At 39.2% G+C, this 19878-nt stretch carries 13 protein-coding genes; 11 read left to right on the top strand and 2 right to left on the bottom strand.

Going from position 1 to position 19878, the window contains the following annotated elements; genetic code table 11:
• Positions 1–83: 83 nt before the first annotated feature.
• The 7 genes from zapE (at position 84) to lpdA (ending at position 10576) form a co-directional block, all read left to right on the top strand.
• Positions 84–1283 (top strand): cell division protein ZapE, encoded by a 1200-nt coding sequence (gene zapE / locus D1093_RS01285; RefSeq protein ID WP_120100131.1) that lies wholly within the window; start codon positions 84–86, stop codon positions 1281–1283.
• Positions 1284–1571: 288 nt separating this feature from the next.
• Complete coding sequence (mdh, locus tag D1093_RS01280; protein WP_120100129.1) at positions 1572–2534, top strand: malate dehydrogenase; 963 nt, start codon at positions 1572–1574, stop codon at positions 2532–2534.
• 91 nt (positions 2535–2625) lie between these two features.
• A complete protein-coding gene (gene sucC, locus D1093_RS01275) occupies positions 2626–3822 on the top strand; it encodes an ADP-forming succinate--CoA ligase subunit beta (protein ID WP_120100127.1) in 1197 nt (398 codons plus the stop codon).
• 3 nt (positions 3823–3825) lie between these two features.
• Complete coding sequence (gene sucD / locus D1093_RS01270; RefSeq protein ID WP_120100125.1) at positions 3826–4728, top strand: succinate--CoA ligase subunit alpha; 903 nt, start codon at positions 3826–3828, stop codon at positions 4726–4728.
• Between the two features lie 166 nt (positions 4729–4894).
• Positions 4895–7894: a 2-oxoglutarate dehydrogenase E1 component gene (locus D1093_RS01265; protein WP_120100123.1), complete on the top strand. Its 3000-nt coding sequence runs from the start codon at positions 4895–4897 to the stop codon at positions 7892–7894.
• 32 nt (positions 7895–7926) lie between these two features.
• Positions 7927–9138 (top strand): 2-oxoglutarate dehydrogenase complex dihydrolipoyllysine-residue succinyltransferase, encoded by a 1212-nt coding sequence (gene odhB, locus D1093_RS01260; protein WP_120100121.1) that lies wholly within the window; start codon positions 7927–7929, stop codon positions 9136–9138.
• A 31-nt stretch (positions 9139–9169) separates the two neighbouring features.
• Positions 9170–10576 carry a dihydrolipoyl dehydrogenase gene (gene lpdA / locus D1093_RS01255; RefSeq protein ID WP_120100119.1) on the top strand — a complete coding sequence of 469 codons (1407 nt, stop codon included), beginning with the start codon at positions 9170–9172 and terminating at the stop codon, positions 10574–10576.
• Between the two features lie 1107 nt (positions 10577–11683).
• On the opposite strand, the gene D1093_RS01250 is transcribed toward lpdA, so the two are convergent.
• Together D1093_RS01250 and D1093_RS01245 are read right to left on the bottom strand one after the other, a co-directional pair.
• The gene (locus D1093_RS01250; RefSeq protein WP_120100116.1) at positions 11684–12922 is read right to left on the bottom strand and encodes a saccharopine dehydrogenase family protein; all 1239 of its coding nucleotides are present in this window, start codon (positions 12920–12922) and stop codon (positions 11684–11686) included.
• 53 nt (positions 12923–12975) lie between these two features.
• Complete coding sequence (locus tag D1093_RS01245; protein ID WP_120102267.1) at positions 12976–14073, bottom strand: carboxynorspermidine decarboxylase; 1098 nt, start codon at positions 14071–14073, stop codon at positions 12976–12978.
• A 167-nt stretch (positions 14074–14240) separates the two neighbouring features.
• Between D1093_RS01245 and D1093_RS01240 the strand changes: the two genes are divergently transcribed.
• The 4 genes from D1093_RS01240 (at position 14241) to D1093_RS01225 (ending at position 19849) form a co-directional block, all read left to right on the top strand.
• Positions 14241–14738 (top strand): BA14K family protein, encoded by a 498-nt coding sequence (locus D1093_RS01240; RefSeq protein ID WP_005774299.1) that lies wholly within the window; start codon positions 14241–14243, stop codon positions 14736–14738.
• A gap of 229 nt (positions 14739–14967) precedes the next feature.
• Positions 14968–17889, top strand: coding sequence for a monovalent cation/H+ antiporter subunit A (locus tag D1093_RS01235; RefSeq protein WP_120100114.1), 2922 nt, complete (start codon positions 14968–14970; stop codon positions 17887–17889).
• Positions 17889–18230: a Na+/H+ antiporter subunit C gene (locus tag D1093_RS01230; RefSeq protein WP_120100113.1), complete on the top strand. Its 342-nt coding sequence runs from the start codon at positions 17889–17891 to the stop codon at positions 18228–18230. The genes D1093_RS01235 and D1093_RS01230 overlap by 1 nt, the downstream gene beginning before the upstream one ends.
• Positions 18230–19849: a monovalent cation/H+ antiporter subunit D gene (locus tag D1093_RS01225; RefSeq protein ID WP_120100111.1), complete on the top strand. Its 1620-nt coding sequence runs from the start codon at positions 18230–18232 to the stop codon at positions 19847–19849. Before D1093_RS01230 ends, D1093_RS01225 begins: the two co-directional genes overlap by 1 nt.
• Positions 19850–19878: the final 29 nt, after the last annotated feature.

Genomic DNA, 19878 nt, shown 5'->3' with positions numbered 1-19878 from the left:
TTATGAAAAAATAAGCTATAGAAGCAGATTCGTGAAAAGAATTTGTATTTTTCATTGAAAACGGTTGGAAAAAGGTTGTTTGGATGATTCTCGTTTCAACGCGCTATAAGGAGCTGGTCTCTAAAGGGGAGGTCCGTTTTGATCCAGCTCAATTAGCTGTAACAGAGCACTTTGATCATTTATTAAAAAAAATTTCGGAACGAAGTGCTTCTCGTCCTTGGTCTTGGATATTTTGGTCTTTTTTTAAAAGAATATTTAAAAGGGAAAGACAAAATTTTGATCATATTGTAAAACAAGGGGATGAAAATGGTTCTTTTCAGGGATTATATATTTATGGTGAAGTAGGACGAGGCAAAACCATGCTCATGGATTTGTTCTTTTCTTGTTTGCCTAAGAATAATAAAAAACGCGCTCATTTTAATGATTTTATGGCCGATGTGCATGAGCGTATTAATTTTTATCGTCAAGAATCTGGGCGTGCAAAATCTAAACAAGATAATCCTATTTTAGCTGTTGCTGAAGATCTTGCACGAGAAGCAAAGGTACTTTGTTTTGATGAGTTTAGTGTAACAGATATTGCTGATGCTATGGTGTTGGGTCGGCTTATTTCTGCTTTGTTTGATAAGCGAATTTTCTTTATTGCAACTTCAAATGTGGCGCCGAATAACCTTTATTATAACGGTTTAAATCGTGAACTCTTTTTGCCTTTTATTGAAGTTTTGAAAGCATATGTTCGTGTTGTTAATCTTGATGCAAAAACAGATTATCGTCTTGAAAAATCAAATCTACAGCCTGTGTATGTAACGCCATTAGGGAAAAAAGCAGATGAATGTATGGATCAAGCATGGGCACGTGTGTTGCAAGGACATAAAGAAAGATCTGATGAGCTTTCTATCAGAGGGCGCTTTATTCCTATTCCACGTTTTGCTGCTGGTTGTGTGCGCTTTGATTATCAAGACTTGTGTGCAAAACCTTTGGCTGCAGCTGAGTATTTGGTATTAGGGGAGCGCTATCATACGATTTTTATCGATAATGTACCGATCATGGATGACACATGTCGCAATGAAACAAAACGATTTATTTTGCTTATTGATATTCTTTATGAGCGCCACATCCGATTATTTATGTCGGCAGCAGCAGGAGTGGAGGATTTGTATAAGGGGCATGCTCAGACTGCAGAAACATTTGAATTTCAAAGAACACAGTCACGTCTTTTTGAAATGCAAAGCTACGATTATTTGAAGCTTTGGGAAGAACATTTTCTTTTGAAGAAGAAGCTTTGATTATACTTTTACCTTTACGTAAACTGTAAAAACAATAACTCTTTGAAATTAAAGAAATGTAATAATTCTGTTGTATTTTTTAAAAATTCACTTTATCGATACATCATGATAATTTTCTAATAGTTGTTTCTGCGGAGGGTTGTTGTTTCTGTAAGGAGAAAAATTTGTAAATTTCATTTCTTTACTGCTTTTTATGATATTGTTTAAATGTGGTTTAAGTCAAAAATTTTCAGTATATGGGCGCTGATGAGTGTGCGCTGAATGATCTAAAAGTTAGGAAAAAATAAAATGGCACGAAAAAAGATAGCTCTCATTGGTTCAGGTATGATTGGGGGTACTTTAGCACATATTATTGGGTTAAAAGAGCTTGGTGATGTTGTCTTATTTGATATTGCAGAAGGTATGCCACAGGGTAAATCTCTTGATATTGCTGAGTCTTCTCCCGTTGATGGTTTTGATATTAATTTAAAAGGTGCAAATGCTTATGAAGCAATTGAAGGGTCTGATGTTGTTATTGTAACAGCAGGCGTTGCACGTAAACCTGGTATGAGCCGTGACGATCTTTTGGGTATTAATTTGAAAGTCATGGAACAAGTTGGTGCTGGGATTAAAAGATATGCACCTTCAGCTTTTGTTATTTGTATTACAAATCCCCTTGATGCAATGGTATGGGCATTGCAGAAATTTTCAGGTCTTCCCGTCCATAAAGTGGTTGGTATGGCTGGCATTCTGGATTCAGCGCGGTTTCGTTATTTTTTATCTGAAGAATTTAAAGTCTCTGTTAAAGATGTGACAGCGTTTGTTTTAGGTGGGCATGGTGATTCAATGGTGCCTTTGGTGCGTTATTCAACAGTTGGTGGTATTTCTTTGCCTGATCTTGTTAAAATGGGTTGGACAACACAGGAAAGGATTGATCAAATTATTCAACGGACCCGTGATGGTGGTGCAGAAGTTGTTAGTTTGTTAAAAACAGGTTCTGCTTATTATGCACCAGCTGCTTCTGCTGTTTCCATGGCTGAAGCTTATTTAAAAGACACTAAGCGTGTTGTGCCCGTTGCAGCCTATCTTTCAGGGGAATATGGGGTTAATGATACCTATGTTGGTGTTCCCGTTGTACTTGGTGCAGGTGGTGTTGAAAGGGTCATTGAAATTGAGCTTGATAAAGAGGAAAGAGAGGCTTTTGATTATTCCGTAAATGCGGTTAAAAAGCTTTGTGAAGCTTGTATTGCTCTTGTGCCTAGTCTCAAGTAAATAAAATAAGATTTCGTTCATTAAAATAAAGTATTTTAGAATATTAGAACTTTAGGATTAATAATAATTCATAAAAGAAAAGGACAAATGCATGAATATCCATGAGTATCAGGCCAAACGTCTGCTTCATGAATATGGAGCTCCCATTGCAAATGGTGTTGCTGTTTATTCTATCGAGCAAGCTGAAAAATGGGCAAAAAAATTGCCCGGACCTCTCTATGTGGTTAAAAGTCAGATACACGCTGGTGGTCGTGGTAAGGGGAAGTTTAAAGAACTTGGTCTTGATGCAAAGGGTGGTGTTCGGCTTGCACATTCTGTTGAAGAAGTTGTTGCAAATGTTCAAGAAATGCTTGGGAAAACTTTGGTAACCAAGCAAACTGGTCCAGAAGGTAAACAGGTCAATCGTCTTTACATTGAAGATGGTGCTGATATTGAACGCGAGCTTTATCTTTCGCTTTTGGTTGATCGGAATGTTGGTCGGATTGCTTTTGTTGTTTCAACAGAAGGTGGAATGGATATTGAAACAGTTGCTGAAGAAACACCAGAAAAAATCTTCACTCTGCCCATTGATGTGACAGAGGGTGTTACCTCTGCTGATTGTGCAAGACTGTGTGATGCATTGGGATTGCGCGATAGTGCACGGGAAGATGGTGAAAAGCTTTTTCCAATTCTCTATAAAGCATTTTGTGAAAAAGATATGAGCCTTTTAGAAATCAATCCGCTTATTGTGATGAAAGATGGTCATTTGCGCGTTTTGGATGCAAAAGTTTCTTTTGATAATAATGCTTTGTTTCGTCATCCAGATATTTTAGAATTGCGCGATCTTTCAGAAGAAGATCCAAAAGAAATTGAAGCTTCAAAGCATGATCTGGCTTATGTTGCTCTTGAGGGTACAATTGGTTGCATGGTCAATGGTGCGGGTCTTGCTATGGCAACCATGGATATCATCAAGCTTTATGGCGCTGAACCGGCAAATTTTTTAGATGTGGGAGGTGGCGCATCAAAAGAAAAGGTGACTGCTGCTTTTAAGATTATTACAGCTGATCCAAATGTTAAGGGCATTTTGGTTAACATTTTTGGTGGAATTATGCGTTGTGATGTCATTGCTGAAGGTGTGGTCGCTGCTGTTCGTGAAGTTGGTTTAAAGGTTCCCTTAGTTGTTCGTCTTGAAGGTACGAATGTTGAGCAAGGTAAAGCAATTATCAAGGACAGTGGTTTGAATGTTATTCCCGCTGATGATTTAGATGATGCTGCTCAAAAAATTGTTGCAGCCGTGAAGGGAGCTTAAGCGATGTCAATTCTTGTGAATAAGGATACAAAAGTTCTGATTCAGGGGCTTACAGGAAAAACAGGAACATTTCATACAGAACAGGCGCTTGCTTATCATGGCACGCAAATGGTTGGTGGTGTTAATCCTAAAAAGGGTGGAGAAATATGGGAGGGTTCAAAAGGTGAGACTCTTCCTATCTTTGCTAGTGTTGCAGAAGCAAAAGAAAAAACAGGCGCGGATGCTTCCGTTATTTATGTTCCTCCTGCAGGAGCAGCGGCAGCTATTATAGAAGCGATTGAAGCTGAAGTTCGTTTAATTATCTGTATTACGGAAGGTATTCCTGTTATGGATATGGTTAAAGTAAAGGCACGATTAGAAAACTCAAAATCTCGTCTTATTGGTCCTAATTGTCCTGGTATTCTCACGCCAAACGAATGTAAAATTGGTATTATGCCTGGTTCTATCTTTAGAAAAGGTTCTGTGGGGGTTGTTTCACGGTCGGGAACTTTAACTTATGAAGCTGTTTTTCAAACGAGTCAGGAAGGTCTTGGACAAACAACCGCTATAGGAATTGGGGGGGATCCTGTTAAGGGGACTGAATTTATTGATGTGTTGGAAATGTTTTTAGCGGATGATGAAACCCAGTCTATTGTGATGATTGGTGAAATTGGGGGATCTGCTGAAGAAGAAGCAGCACAATTTTTACAAGATGAAGCAAGAAAAGGTCGTAAAAAGCCCGTTGTTGGCTTTATTGCTGGTCGTACTGCTCCTCCAGGACGTACAATGGGGCATGCTGGTGCTGTTATTTCTGGTGGTAAAGGTGGAGCAGAAGATAAAATTGCGGCAATGGAATCAGCAGGGATTCGTGTATCTCCTTCGCCATCACAAATAGGTAAGACTTTGATGTCAGTTTTGAAAGGCTAAAAGAAAATTTCACCTGAATTAAGAAAATATTCTTAATTCAGGTGAAAAAAAACTTGAGTATAAAAAGGTAAAACTTTTCTGAATGTTCGACCCTTCATCTGCTTTGTAAGCATTGAAAGGTTGAAAAGAGATATAAGGAGACGGAATAGATGTTCCGGAGAGGTATATGGCAAGGCAGGACGAGATAAATAGTCTTTTTGCACAGACGTCATTTCTTTATGGTGGGAATGCGGATTATATAGATCAACTTTATGCTCAGTATGAAAAAGATCCTACCAGTGTTGATTCACAGTGGCGTGCTTTTTTTGAAGGCCTTCATGATAACAAAGAAGATGTTCTCAAAAATGCTGAAGGAGCAACATGGCAGCGTGATCATTGGCCATTAAAGCCAGATGGTGAGTTGGTTTCTGCTCTTGATGGTGATTGGTCTTCTCTTGAAAAATATCTTGGTGATAAATTAAAAGAAAAAGCAGCAACAGGGATTGCTCAAAAGGGAAAAACTTCCGGTGAACAAGATATTATCCGCGCAACGCGTGATTCTGTTCATGCCATTATGATGATTCGTGCATTTCGAGCACGGGGGCATCTTCGTGCAAAGCTTGACCCTCTTCAATTGGCGGAAAAGTTGGATGATTATAAAGAGCTTTCTCCAGAAGCTTACGGTTTTACTCCTGCTGATTATGAGCGTCCTATTTTTATTGATAATGTTTTAGGATTGGAATATGCAACTATTCCGCAAATGCTTGAAATTCTCAATCGTACCTATTGTTCAACAATTGGTGTGGAATATATGCATGTTTCTGATCCAATCCAGAAAGCATGGCTCCAAGAGCGTATTGAAGGGCGAGATAAAAAAATTGCTTTCACTCAGCAAGACAAGAAAGCTATCCTAAATAAGCTTATTCAGGCAGAGGGATTCGAACAGTTTTTAGACACTAAATATAAAGGCACAAAGCGTTTTGGACTCGATGGTGGTGAAGCGCTGATTCCTGCTCTTGAACAAATTATTAAATGTGGTAGTGCTTTAGGGGTTAGGGAAGTTATTTTAGGAATGGCCCATCGTGGTCGTTTAAATGTTCTTTCACAAGTTCTCGCCAAGCCGCATAGAGCTATTTTTCATGAATTCAAAGGGGGATCTTATAAGCCAGATGATGTAGAGGGGTCAGGTGATGTTAAATATCATTTAGGAACGACGGCTGATTTAGACTTTGATGGAAATAAAGTTCATTTATCGCTTGTAGCTAATCCTTCTCATCTTGAGATTGTTGATCCGGTTGTTATGGGAAAAGCACGTGCTAAACAAGATCAACTTGTCGGACCTATACACACTGATTCACTCCCATTAAGTGAGCGCTCAAAAGTGTTGCCATTGCTTATTCATGGTGATGCTGCTTTTGCAGGACAAGGCGTTATTCAAGAAACTTTTGGTCTTTCAGGCCTTAAAGGTTATCGTGTTGCAGGCTCACTTCATGTGATTATCAATAATCAGATTGGTTTTACAACGGCACCACGTTTTTCACGTTCTTCACCTTATCCATCTGATGTTGCAAAAATGATTGATGCTCCCATTTTTCATGTGAATGGTGATGATCCTGAAGCTGTTGTTTTTGTTGCTAAAATAGCAATGGAGTTCCGTCAAATTTTCCATAAACCGGTGGTCATCGACATGTTTTGTTATCGCCGTTATGGACATAATGAAGGCGATGAACCTTCCTTTACGCAGCCACTTATGTATAAAGCAATTCGTAATCATAAAACAACTCTTCAGCTTTATAGTGATCAATTGATCGCAGAAGGAATAGTTTCTTTAGAAGAGATTGAGCAACAAAAAAAATTATGGCGTGATAAACTTGAGGGTGAGTTTGAAGCAAGTGCTTCTTATAAGCCTAATAAGGCTGATTGGCTTGATGGAAGCTGGACGGGACTTAAAGCCTTTAGTCATGCTGATGAGCAACATTCTAGAACAACGGGTGTTGAATTAAAGACTTTAAAGGAAATTGGTCAGAAACTTGTCGAAGTTCCAGAAAATTTTCATGTTCATAAAACGATACAGCGTTTTTTAAATAATCGTGCTAAAATTTTCGAAACTGGTGAGGGCGTTGACTGGGCAACCGCTGAGGCTCTCGCTTTTGGCTCACTTTGTTTAGAAGGAGCGCCGATACGTCTCTCCGGTGAAGATGTTGAACGGGGAACTTTTTCACAACGTCATTCAGTTCTTTATGACCAAGAAAATGAAGCGCGTTATATTCCTTTGAATCATTTACAAAAGGGGCAAGCACTTTATGAAGTTGTTAATTCTATGCTTTCTGAAGAAGCTGTTCTTGGTTTTGAATATGGATATTCTCTTGCTGAACCACGAGGATTAATACTTTGGGAAGCACAATTTGGTGACTTCTCTAATGGTGCACAGGTCATTTTTGATCAATTTATTTCATCTGCAGAGCGTAAATGGCTTCGTATGTCTGGTCTTGTGTGCTTATTGCCTCATGGTTTTGAAGGGCAAGGTCCGGAGCATTCTTCTGCACGTTTAGAGCGGTTTCTTCAGCTTTGTGCGGAAGATAATATGCAGGTTGCTAATTGTACAACCCCTGCAAATTATTTTCATATTTTGCGTCGACAAATTAAGCGTGATTTTCGTAAGCCATTAATTCTAATGACACCTAAATCGCTTTTGCGCCATAAGCGGGCCGTTTCTCTTCTCAATGAAATGGGACCAGAAACAAGTTTCTCTCGTGTATTGCTTGATGATGCAGAATATCTCAAGGATTCTGTCGTAAAGTTACAGAAAGATAATAAAATTCGCCGTGTCGTTCTTTGTACGGGAAAGGTTTATTACGACCTTTATGAAGAACGTGAAAAAAAGGGTATCGATGATGTTTATCTCCTTCGTGTTGAACAGTTGTATCCTTTCCCTGCAAAAGTTTTGGTGAATGTGTTATCGCGCTTTTTGCAGGCAGAAGTTTTTTGGTGCCAAGAAGAGCCAAAAAACATGGGGGCTTGGTCATTTATTGAGCCTTATTTGGAATGGGTTTTGACGCATATTAATGCGCAATATTCACGTGCTCGTTATGCGGGACGTCCGGCGAGTGCGTCACCGGCCTCTGGGTTAATGGTGAAACACCTTGAACAACTGGCTGCGTTTCTTAAAGACGCGTTAGGTTCTTAATTTGTTACTACTCTGATGTATGGAAAAATATTATGACTACTGAAATCCGTGTTCCTACTTTGGGCGAATCGGTTACCGAAGCAACGGTTGGCAAATGGTTTAAAAAACTTGGCGAAGCTGTCGCTATGGATGAGCCTTTGGTTGAATTAGAAACTGATAAGGTAACTGTTGAAGTTCCTTCTCCTGTTGTAGGAAAATTATCTGAAATCATTGCAAAAGAAGGCGATACGGTCGAAGTGAATGCTCTTTTAGGAGTGGTGGAAGCTGGCGAAGCCGGTGTTACCCAATCATTTTCACCTTCTGCGACATCTGTTCCAGCGGCTTCATCTGAATCGGAGAAGCTTGCTTCGAGCAGTACTATGCTTCCTTCACCTTCAGCAGCAAAATTGATGGCTGAAAATAATATAGCGAAAAGTGATATTGCAGGTTCTGGAAAACGTGGACAAATTCTTAAAGGAGATGTTCTTGGTGGACTAGAACAAAGGACAAAAACACCTACACCTTCTTCTCCTGCAACAGGTTCTTCAGTAGTTTCTGTTCCAGAAACACGTGAAGAGCGGGTTCGTATGACGAAATTGCGTCAAACAATTGCGCGCCGTCTTAAAGATGCGCAAAATGTAGCAGCAATGTTAACCACATTTAATGAGGTTGATATGTCGGCGGTAATGGATTTGCGCAAGCGTTATAAAGATCTTTTTGAAAAGAAACATGGTGTTAAACTTGGTTTTATGGGATTTTTTACCAAAGCTGTTTGTCATGCATTAAAAGAACTTCCTGCTGTTAATGCCGAAATTGATGGAACAGATATTGTTTACAAAAACTATGTCAATGTTGGAATTGCTGTTGGAACGGATAAAGGACTTGTCGTTCCAGTGGTGCGTGATGCAGATCAAATGTCATTGGCAGAAATTGAAAAGGAGATTGGCCGTTTGGGACGTCTTGCGCGTGATGGAAAATTAGCCGTTTCTGATATGCAAGGCGGAACTTTTACTATTACCAATGGTGGTGTGTATGGGTCGTTGATGTCAACACCGATTTTGAATGCACCACAATCTGGTATTTTGGGAATGCATGCGATTAAAGAACGTGCAATGGTTGTTGAGGGCCAAGTTGTGATCCGCCCCATGATGTATTTAGCGCTTTCTTATGATCACCGTATTGTGGATGGGCAAGAAGCTGTAACTTTCCTTGTGCGTGTTAAGGAAAGCTTAGAAGATCCGGAACGCCTTGTTCTTGACTTGTAAAATACAGTTTTCAGGATGAAAGGAGAAACGGATGTCTTATGATATGGCTGTGATCGGAGCGGGTCCAGGTGGTTATGTAGCAGCAATAAAGGCGGCACAACTAGGGCTTAAAGTAGCGATTATTGAAAAGCGTACAACATTAGGGGGAACATGTCTCAATGTTGGTTGTATACCTTCTAAAGCGTTGTTACACGCTTCAGAAGTGTTTGCTGAAACCCAGCATGGTTTTGAAACGCTTGGGATTTCTATTGGCAAATCTAAACTTAATCTTGAACAAATGATGGTTCATAAGAAAGCCGTGGTGACAGCTAATACAAGCGGTGTTTCTTTTTTGATGAAAAAAAATAAAGTTGATACTTTTTTTGGAACAGCCAAAATTGTAAACGCGGGTCATGTGGAAGTTGTTGCTAGAGATGGTAACAAGCAAACAATTGAAACAAAAAATATTATTATTGCTACGGGTTCAGAAAGTTCAGGCATTCCAGGGGTGAATGTTGAAATTGATGAAAAGATAATTGTTTCTTCTACGGGAGCTCTTTCTCTTGAAAAAGTACCATCCCGTATGATTGTCGTGGGCGCTGGTGTTATTGGTTCGGAACTTGGGTCGGTTTGGAGCCGCTTAGGGGCTAAAGTGACTATTATTGAGTATCTTAATAAAGTTTTGGGCTCAATGGATGGTGAAGTTTCACGTCAATTTCAAAAGTTAATGGAAAAACAGGGGATTGAATATAAAATGGGTGCAAAGGTGACAGCCATTACACAATCTGGCTCAACGGCTCAGGTGAGCTTTGAATCTGTTAAAGGTGGTGAATCTGAAACCTTAGAGGCTGATGTTGTGCTTATTGCGACTGGGCGTTCTCCTTATACGGAGGGGCTTGGTTTGAGTGAGGCTGGTATTCAGTTAGATGAACGGGGATTTATTGCAATTGATGCCCATTGGCAGACGAATGTTCCAGGAATTTATGCGATTGGTGATGTCGTAAAAGGACCAATGTTAGCGCATAAAGCAGAGGAAGAAGGCGTTGCGGTGGCAGAAATTTTGGCAGGTCAAAAAGGGCATGTTAACTTTGATGTTATTCCTAGTGTTGTTTATACACAGCCGGAGATTGCGAGTGTAGGAAAAACAGAAGAAGAACTGAAAGAAGCCGGTATTGAATATAATGTTGGCAAATTTCCTTTTATGGCTAATGGTCGTGCACGCGCGATGCAAAAAAGTGATGGATTTGTTAAAATTCTTGCTGATAAAAAAACAGATCGAGTTTTGGGCGGGCATATTCTTGGATTTGGTGCTGGTGAAATGATTCATGAAATTGCAGTCCTAATGGAATTTGGTGGTTCATCAGAGGATCTAGGGCGCTGTTGTCATGCACACCCTACCTTATCAGAAGCAGTTCGTGAGGCAGCTTTGGCAACATTTGCTAAACCGCTTCATATTTAAAAAGCTTTTAAAAAGGACATTTTAAAAAGCCAAAGAGACAGTAAATATTTGTGAAGCATGCAACAAATTTTGAGAGAGAATAAAAACAATCGTATGAGGTATTCCACTTAATTTTTTGTGTGCTTTTCAATAATTGTTGTTTTAAATCTCTGTTGTGCTGTTTTGATTAATTACCCTGTTGTGTACACGCGTTTAAAGCGGTGGTATTTAGTCTATGTCAAGTTTTACATGTGTGGTGTTTCATCCTGTTATAAATTTCGGGATGGGATTCTCAGCCTATTTACGTGCTGTGTTTTAAGGAAACATCTCTCAAAGCTATCAAATCTATTTCGCGATAGTATGCTCGTAATGGTATAACGATAAAGCTCTTCGTGAAGTATATAAAACTCATTATCCACCATCATCTTTATGCTTCATAAAAGGTATAAGTTGACGCCAAAAGTTATATTTATGAGCCTTCAATGTTATACAATTTTCGGCTATTTGAAAGCGTTTATAAAAAGTATTTTTTTCTTGCCCTTTTATTCACACAGATCTCTTCCGCTTGTGACATGTAGAAAAAGTGGTTTTGATTAATTCAATATAAATAGATTTGTCATGAGAAAATCCTATGAGTATGGAGCTCTCATTCAATGTCCACAGCAATAAATTATGCTTACAATTTATATTCAGAGCAAAGTTTTCTTATAGAGCTGTATGAAGTGGAAAGCCAAGAGGAATTTTTTTAAAGAAAGCAGGTTGTTTAATGATTGGTGCGGATTGAGGATCTTTGTCCTTAAAAATGAAGAAGCGATCAAATATTTTAAAAATACCACTCTTTTAAAAAAAGAGCGGTATTTTTATATCTTTTGTTTAGACACTCTCTTTTGGATGACAATAGTAGGTCATGCGATGTGATTAAGTTATGTCTCTCTGTTCTTTTTTATCATTGTTTTCTGTATCTTAAAGATGATCTGGATCTTCTTTAAAGTTTTTAAGAAATCCCAATGTTGCCAAAATATAACCAATAGCTAAAAAACATAATTTCATAAGAATATTAAGTTTTTTTTATGAGGCAGTTTTGTAATAACTTAAAAAATCAGATCTATGTTTTCTATAGGGATAAATTTAAAATTGTAATTTTTTATCCTCTTCTTGTTCTCTTATAAAGGTAGGGAGCCCCATATGATCAAGATATTTGAGGAAAGGGTGGGGTGGTAATTCTTCTACGTTGACCATCGTTTTAACATCCCATTCGCCTGTGGCAATAAGGAGAGCTGCGGCGGCTGCTGGTACACCAGCTGTATAGGAAATGCCTTGTGCACCGGTTTCATGAAAAGCTTGTTTGTGATCGGCTATGTTATAGATAAAAATTTCTTTTGGTTTTCCATCTTTTTCGCCTTTGATAAGATCTCCAATACAGGTTTTTCCTGTGTATTCAGGCGCAAGAGAAGAAGGATCAGGTAAGACAGCTTTGACAACCTTTAAAGGGACAATTTCTTGTCCTTCTGCAGTTTTAATGGGCTGTTCGGATAAGAGACCAAGATTTTTCAAAACGGTAAAAACAGTGATATAACGATCACTAAACCCCATCCAGAAGCGGACATTTTGGACATCAAGATTTTTGGAAAGTGAATGAATTTCATCGTGTCCTGTCATATAGGCTTTTTGTTTTCCAACAACGGGAAGATCCCATTCATGGCTGACTTCAAACATTTTGTTAGAAGTCCATTTTTTGTTTTGCCATGACCATACTTGTCCTGTAAATTCTCGGAAGTTAATTTCTGGATCAAAATTTGTAGCAAACCAACGCCCATGATTTCCAGCATTAATATCAATAATATCAATATCTGTGATTTTATCAAAATAACATTTATGCGCTAACGCTGCATACGCATTGACCACACCTGGATCAAAGCCCGCACCTAAAATAGCCGTGATACCAGCTTGTTCACATTCTTGACGCCGTGGCCATTCATAATTGCCGTACCAGGGTGGGGTTTCACAAATTTTAAGAGGGTCTTCATGAATGGCAGTATCGATATAAGCACATTTGGTTTCGATACAGGCTGAAAGAACAGACATATTAAGAAAGGCTGAACCAACATTAATGACAATTTCACACTTGGTCTTTTGGATGAGCTTTACGGTTTCTTCTACATTCATGGCATTGAGCGAATGGCTTTTGAGAACACCTTGTTCTTTCATAGTGTTTTTTTCTTTAATAGAAGCAATAATAGCTTCACACTTTTTGAGTGTTCGTGAAGCAATATGAATTTCACCAAGAATATTGTTGTTTTGAGCACATTTGTGGGCAACAACTTGTGCAACACCTCCAGCACCAATAATGAGAACATTTTTTTTCATTGTAGGTTCATCTCCTTTTTAATACTGTTGTATGACGTTTTTTGTGGTTATCTTTATGAAAGGCTTGTCCGATAGTCATTGTAGCTGAATTGGCGTTGCAGCGTTAATGTACCATCGCACTCTTTTAGAACAATAGCAGGCATTGTCACACCATTAAACCAGTTTTTCTTGACCATTGTATAACCTGCTGCATCTTGAAAAGACAGTCTATCCCCTACTTGAAGAGGTTTTTGAAACTGAAACGTTCCAAAAATGTCTCCAGCAAGACAAGATTTTCCGCAGATCATAATTTCGTGTTCTCCTTGATTGGGTTCTAATTTGGCATTTTCACGATAAATGAGAAGATCAAGCATATGTGCTTCGATTGAGCTATCAACGATGGCAAGATTCTTTTCGTTGTACAATGTATCAAGAACGCTAACTTCTAAGGTAGTGCTTTTGGTGATAGCAGCTTCTCCTGGTTCCAGAAAAAGAGTGACATCATGGGTCTGTGAAAAGTTTTTTAAGCGTTCTGCGAAAGCTTCTAGCGGATAATTTTCAGCTGTAAAATGAATTCCACCACCAAGGCTTATCCAATCTACGGCAGAAAAAAGTTCTGAAAACTTTTCTTCCATAACCCCGAGCATTTGATTAAAAAGACTAAAATCAGCATTTTCGCAATTGTTATGGATCATTAAGCCGTTGATGAGAGGTAGAACTTCTTTAATAGCATTTTGGTTCATTTCTCCTAAGCGACTAAAAAGGCGCGATGGATTGGCAAGATCAAAATTGGATGCACTTATTCCTGGATTTAATCTTAGACCTCGTTGAATGGTTTTGGTTGCATCAGAAAAGCGTTGAAGTTGCTGGATTGAGTTAAAGATAATTTTATCTGCATAACCACAGGCTTCATCAATTTCGTGATCAGCCCACGCAACCGAATAGGCATGGGTTTCTTTGCCAAATTTTTCTCTTCCTAAGCGCAGTTCATAAAGGGATGATGAGGTGGTTCCATCCATGAACTCAGACATTAAATCAAAAACACTCCATGTGGCAAAACATTTCAAAGCAAGCAAAACTTTTGCTCCTGATATTTCTCGTAAACGAGAAATTGTTTGCATATTTTTGATAAGTTTCGATTTGTCTATAAGGTAGTAGGGGGTTTTTATCATCATTTATTCATTCTTTTTTAAAGGATCTTATTCTTGAGATCAGCGTTTAGTACAAAGAGTAACAGAATGTCTCAAGAAAAAAGAATCTTAAGAAAAGAATCTGTTTCTGTCTAGCAAGAGAAAGGCTTTCTGTAACGACTGTTGTTTATTAGTTTGAGTTTTGCGTTATGCGTATGAAAAAAAAATTATATTATGCTTTAGCTTTTATATTTATGAGCAGTCTTTTCATGATAACAACTGCTCTTGTTCATTTGGGGCAAAATAGAGGTAATGCTAAAGCCAAACTGGTCTCTCAAACCGCTGTCCAAGAGAGTTCGGTGCCTTTGATTTTTACGGGACGTAGAGAACTGAATGGTTTTAAGGGTTATCATCATTATCGGCGTGGTTATGTTAGGTATAAAGATAATTGGTGGTATCCTGAAGCGGCTTTTGTTACATCACCACACTTAAGCACAAAAGGCGCATCATTAAAAGTTGTATCAGATGCTAAAAGAGTTTTTTTAACGGCTTCTTCTGAAAGTTCAGAAAAAAAAGAGCCATGGATGCTTAAACAGCATATTGAATCTTGTCGTGCGCGTTATCGCTCCTATAACCAAAATGATAATAGTTTTCAGCCTTTTCATGGGCCTCGTAGACAGTGTTTATCGCGCTTTTTTAAAGGATAGAAAGATTAAATAAAATTTTAATTGCTTCTTGTCGTGAGCGTTATTGTTCTTACAATAAAAGAGAGCTTGTGTGGTGCGCAGCATTTCTATGCAGGCATTGTTTTTTGAAAAATTTAAAGCTTTTAAGTTTTATTAAATCTTATTATCATTAAGTGTGCAATGGGGGGTGAGAATATAAATTTTTGTTTTGTCAATGACAAAATATTAAGGACAGGATGGAGCTGAAAGAATGGCAACACGGGAAGCAATGCTAATATTGCTCATTTTGCTTCCCTTTTGTGGAAGTGCTGTTATTGGCTTTTTTCGTTCGACAGCAAAAAATAATGAAGCATGGTTTGCTGGGGGAATTGCTTTCTTTAGTCTTCTTTTTACAATCATGCTTTATCCGGCAATTCGTGGCAATCATATTATCCGTTTGAATATTTCTTGGCTCCCAGAATGGGGAGGTGATTTGATTCTCCGGATGGATGGTCTGTCTTGGCTTTTTTGCTTACTCATTACAGGAATTGGTCTGCTTGTCGTTGTTTATGCCCGTTATTATATGGATCCCGCGGATTCTGTACCACGATTTTTTTCTTTTTTTCTAGCCTTTATGGGCTCAATGACAGGGATTGTTTTATCAGGTAATCTCGTGTTTTTGGTTGTTTTCTGGGAACTCACCAGTATTTTTTCTTTTTTGTTGATTGGTTACTGGTATCATAATGCGAGCGCGCGTGAAGGGGCGCGTATGGCTTTAACGATTACAGGTTTTGGTGGTTTTGCCCTTTTTATTGGGGTTTTATTGATTGGGTATATCGTTGGTAGTTTTGATCTGGATAAAATTTTACAGTCTGGAGATGTGATCCGATCAAGTTCGCTTTATATCCCCGCCCTTATTTGTATTTTATTGGGTGGATTAACAAAAAGCGCACAGTTTCCTTTTCATTTTTGGTTACCTAATGCGATGGCAGCGCCAACACCTGTGTCGGCTTATTTGCATTCGGCAACGATGGTAAAAGCTGGGTTATTTTTGCTGGTTCGTTTATGGCCCGTGCTCTCTGGGACAGACTCTTGGTTTTGGATGGTTGGCTTTTCAGGACTCTCAACACTTCTTCTTGGTGCTTATTTTTCCATGTTTCAGCAAGATTTAAAGGGCTTGCTTGCTTACTCAACGATTAGTCATCTTGGATTGATTACAACGCTTTTAAGCCTTGGGAGTCCCCTTGCATGTGTGGCTGCGATTTTTCATATGGCCAATCATGCTACTTTTAAAGCATCTTTATTTATGGCTGCTGGCATTATTGATCACGAAACGGGAACACGTGATATGCGTAAGCTAACAGGTCTTTATCGCTCTATGCCGATTACAGCAACTCTTGCTTTGGTTGCAAGTGCGGCAATGGCTGGTGTTCCTTTGCTCAATGGTTTTTTATCAAAAGAAATGTTTTTTGCTGAAGCTGTTGAAACGCATATGGAATCATGGCTTGATTGGATTGCTCCTTATGTTGCAACACTTGCTAGCTTGTTTAGCGTGACCTATTCTATCCGTTTTATTCATGGTGTCTTTTGGGGACCAAAATCGGATAAATTACCCAAAACTCCCCATGAGCCACCGCATTTTATGCGTTTACCTATGGAACTTTTGGTGTTTATTTGTTTGGCCGTTGGTATTTTTCCTAATTTTACAATCGGGCCTATTTTAGATAATGCTGTTGTCTCTGTTTTAGGGCCGATGACGATCTCTTATAGCTTGGCTGTTTGGCATGGGATTAATACACCATTAATGATGAGCTTGGTGGCTTTATTTGGGGGTGGCTTGCTCTATGTTGTTGGGCGGCGTTATTTTTTATCTTGTGATGATGGGGCTCCCTTTTTTCGTCATTTGAAAGGACCGCGTATTTTTGAACGCATTCTTGTTATTATTTCTTGGAAATGGGCCCGTGCGGTGGAAGCTCTTTTGTCAACACGTCGTTTGCAAATCCAGTTGCATTGGATTTTTGCTGTGTGTTTTGTTTTTGTTGGTCTTTTGATTTGGCGTGATGGTTTCATTGCACTAGGAGGGTTGCCGCTTTTTCCACTTGATATTCCTTTTCTCGCGCTTTGGCTTGTCGGTGGATTGTGCGCGCTTTTAGTCGCTTGGCAAGCAAAGTTTCATCGTCTTGCATCACTCATGCTTTTGGGGGGAGCAGGGTTAATGACATGTGCAACCTTTTTATGGCTTTCTGCGCCCGATTTGGCTATAACGCAATTGGTTGTTGAAGTGGTGACAGCTGTTTTATTATTGCTGGGTTTGCGTTGGTTGCCTAAGCGTGTGCATAATCCTTCTCCAAAGTCTATTCGTTTCGGGGTACGTTTACGTCGTGCTCGTGATTTCATTATAGCAATTATGGGAGGTGCTGGTGTTGCATGGCTCTCTTTTGCGATGATGACACGTCCTCAAGGAACAACAGTTTCTCATTTTTTTCTGAAAAATGCTTATTGGAGTGCTGGTGGTCGCAATGTTGTGAATGTATTGTTGGTTGATTTCCGTGGTTTTGATACCATGGGTGAAGTTGTGGTTTTGGGGGTTGTTTCTTTGACTGTCTTTGCTCTGTTACGTCGATTTCGCCCTGCTCCTGAAAGTATTGAGCCGCCGTTTCAACAACGTGTTCAGGAAGCTTTTGATAAGGCACAACCAAATCGAAATGTGGGGGATACAGTCTTAAACTATCTCGCTATTCCTTCTGTTATTATGGGGTGGCTCTTTTCCATTATTATTGCTTTTTCTTTTTATTTATTTGTGCGAGGACATAATCTTCCAGGTGGTGGATTTGTTGGTGGTGTGACTTTAGCGATAGGCTTCATTTTGCAGTATCTTGCCCGGGATATTCGTTGGGTGGAAAATCATTTAAGAGTTTTGCCTTTACGTTGGATGGGCTTTGGCTTATTGCTATCGGTTGTCACGGGAGCAGGGGCTTTGTTTGTTGGGTACCCTTTTTTAACATCATTTTTCCAATATATTTATGTGCCATTGATTGGAAAGGTTCCTATAGCTTCTGCTTTTTTGTTTGATTTTGGTGTGTTTTCTCTTGTGTTGGGAGCAACGATTCTCATTTTAATCGCACTTGCACATCAATCAATACGGAGTTACCGAATCGGTAAAAAACCTGCTTTAAAAGGGAAGGAAAATTAATGGAAATTATTCTTTCTTTGGCTATTGGTGTTCTTGTGGGATCGGGAATTTGGCTCATTTTGCGTCCTCGAACTTTTCAAGTCATTCTTGGTTTGTCTTTGATATCCTATGGCGTTAATCTTTTTATATTTGCAATGAGTAGGCCACGCAGTAATGCAGCACCAATCGTTGATCCTACGATGGCTATCAATCCAGCGAATTATGTTGATCCTCTTCCACAGGCGTTGGTTTTAACTTCGATTGTGATTGGTTTTGCAACAACAGCTTTATTTTTGGTTATTTTGTTGGTTTCACGCGGGTTAACAGGTTCAGATCACGTTGATGGACGTGAGGTAAAGTGATGGGAGCTTGTGTGCATTATCTTCTTATCTTGCCGATTCTTTTGCCGTTAAGTACTGGAGCCCTTCTTCTTTTCTATGATGAACGCCGTTCAAAATTAAAATCACTCATAAGTATTTTTTCTGCCGCATTGTTAGTTGTCGTGGCTGTTTTACTGGTAAAGCGTACTCTTGACGTTGCACCAGCTGTGGATGTTTATCGGCTTGGTAATTGGCCTTCTCCTTTTGGTATTGTTTTGGTGCTTGATCGCTTAAGTGCTATGATGCTTTTGCTTTCTAGCTTGTTGATCAGCGCGGCGTTGGTTTTTGCACGGGCGCATTGGTATAAAGTGGGTCCTCATTTTCAGTCATTGATGCAGTTTTTCATGGTTGGAATAAACGGTGCTTTTTTAACAGGTGATTTATTTAATTTATTTGTATTTTTCGAAGTGATGTTGACAGCTTCTTATGGCCTTGCGTTGCATGGTTCTGGTCCTTTACGTGTGCGCGCGGGGTTGCATTATGTCGTGATTAATCTGGTTGCTTCGTTGTTTTTTCTCGTTGGTGCGGCACTTATTTACGGAATCGTAGGCACCCTCAATATGGCTGATTTGGCTGTAAAAATGCAATATATCACTTCTAGCGATATGACTTTATTCGAAATAGGGGCTGCACTTTTGGGAATTGCTTTCTTAATTAAAGCAGGGGTGTGGCCATTGAATTTTTGGTTGATGCCAACTTATAGTGCAGCAGCAGCCCCTGTGGGAGCTGCTTTTGCACTTTTAAGCAAAGTCGGTATTTATATTATTTTACGTTTAACATTGTTATGGTTTGGTCCAGAAAGTGGACATTTTAGCCATTTTGGTCAAACGGTTTTGTTTTACGGTGGGCTTGCAACTATGGCTTTTGGTTTTGTTGGGGTGTTGGCAAGTCAAGTCTTGGTACGTTTGGCTGCTTATAGTGTTTTGGTTTCTTCTGGGACATTGTTAACAGCAATTGGGATCGGCAATACAGCTCTGATTGCAGGCGCACTCTTTTATATTGTTTCCTCAACTTTGGCTCTGGGGGCTTTTTTTCTTTTGGTGGAATTGGTTGAACGCTGTCAAGATGTAGCTGCCAATGTTTTGACGGTGACAATGGAAGTCTATGGGGACGATGAAGAGGAGGAGGAAGATGAGGTAGGGACTTATTTACCGGTAACTTTGGCAATTCTTGGAGCTTGTTTTGGTCTTTGTGCACTTTTGATTATTGGTCTACCTCCTTTTTCTGGTTTTGTTGCTAAATTTATGATGTTTGTGGCACTCTTAAACCATAGTAAAGAAAATATTTCTCCCTCTCTCCCTGTTTATCACGATTGGCTTTTTATGATTTTTGTCACTCTCTCTGGTTTTGCGGCTTTTATTGCGATGACACGAACGGGCATTCGAACTTTTTGGATTTCTCTTGAAGGGAGGATTCCACGGGTACAGGTGATTGAATTTGCCCCCATTGCCGTTCTGCTTGCTTTGTGTTTTCTTATTACAATTGTCGCTGGTCCTGTTAGTCGTTATATGTTTGAAACAGCTAAAACTTTGTATGAACCTCAAAATTATATTGGTAGCGTTTTAGATGATTTTTCTCTTGAAAATAGGGGGATTCATTAGTGAAACATTGTTATTTTTTCCCTTTTTCT

Origin of the sequence: Bartonella kosoyi (genome assembly GCF_003606325.2) — a bacterium.
Classification (GTDB): domain Bacteria; phylum Pseudomonadota; class Alphaproteobacteria; order Rhizobiales; family Rhizobiaceae; genus Bartonella; species Bartonella kosoyi.
The sequence above is the reverse complement of the archived record's forward strand: the minus strand, read 5'-3'. Positions and strand labels throughout refer to the sequence as shown.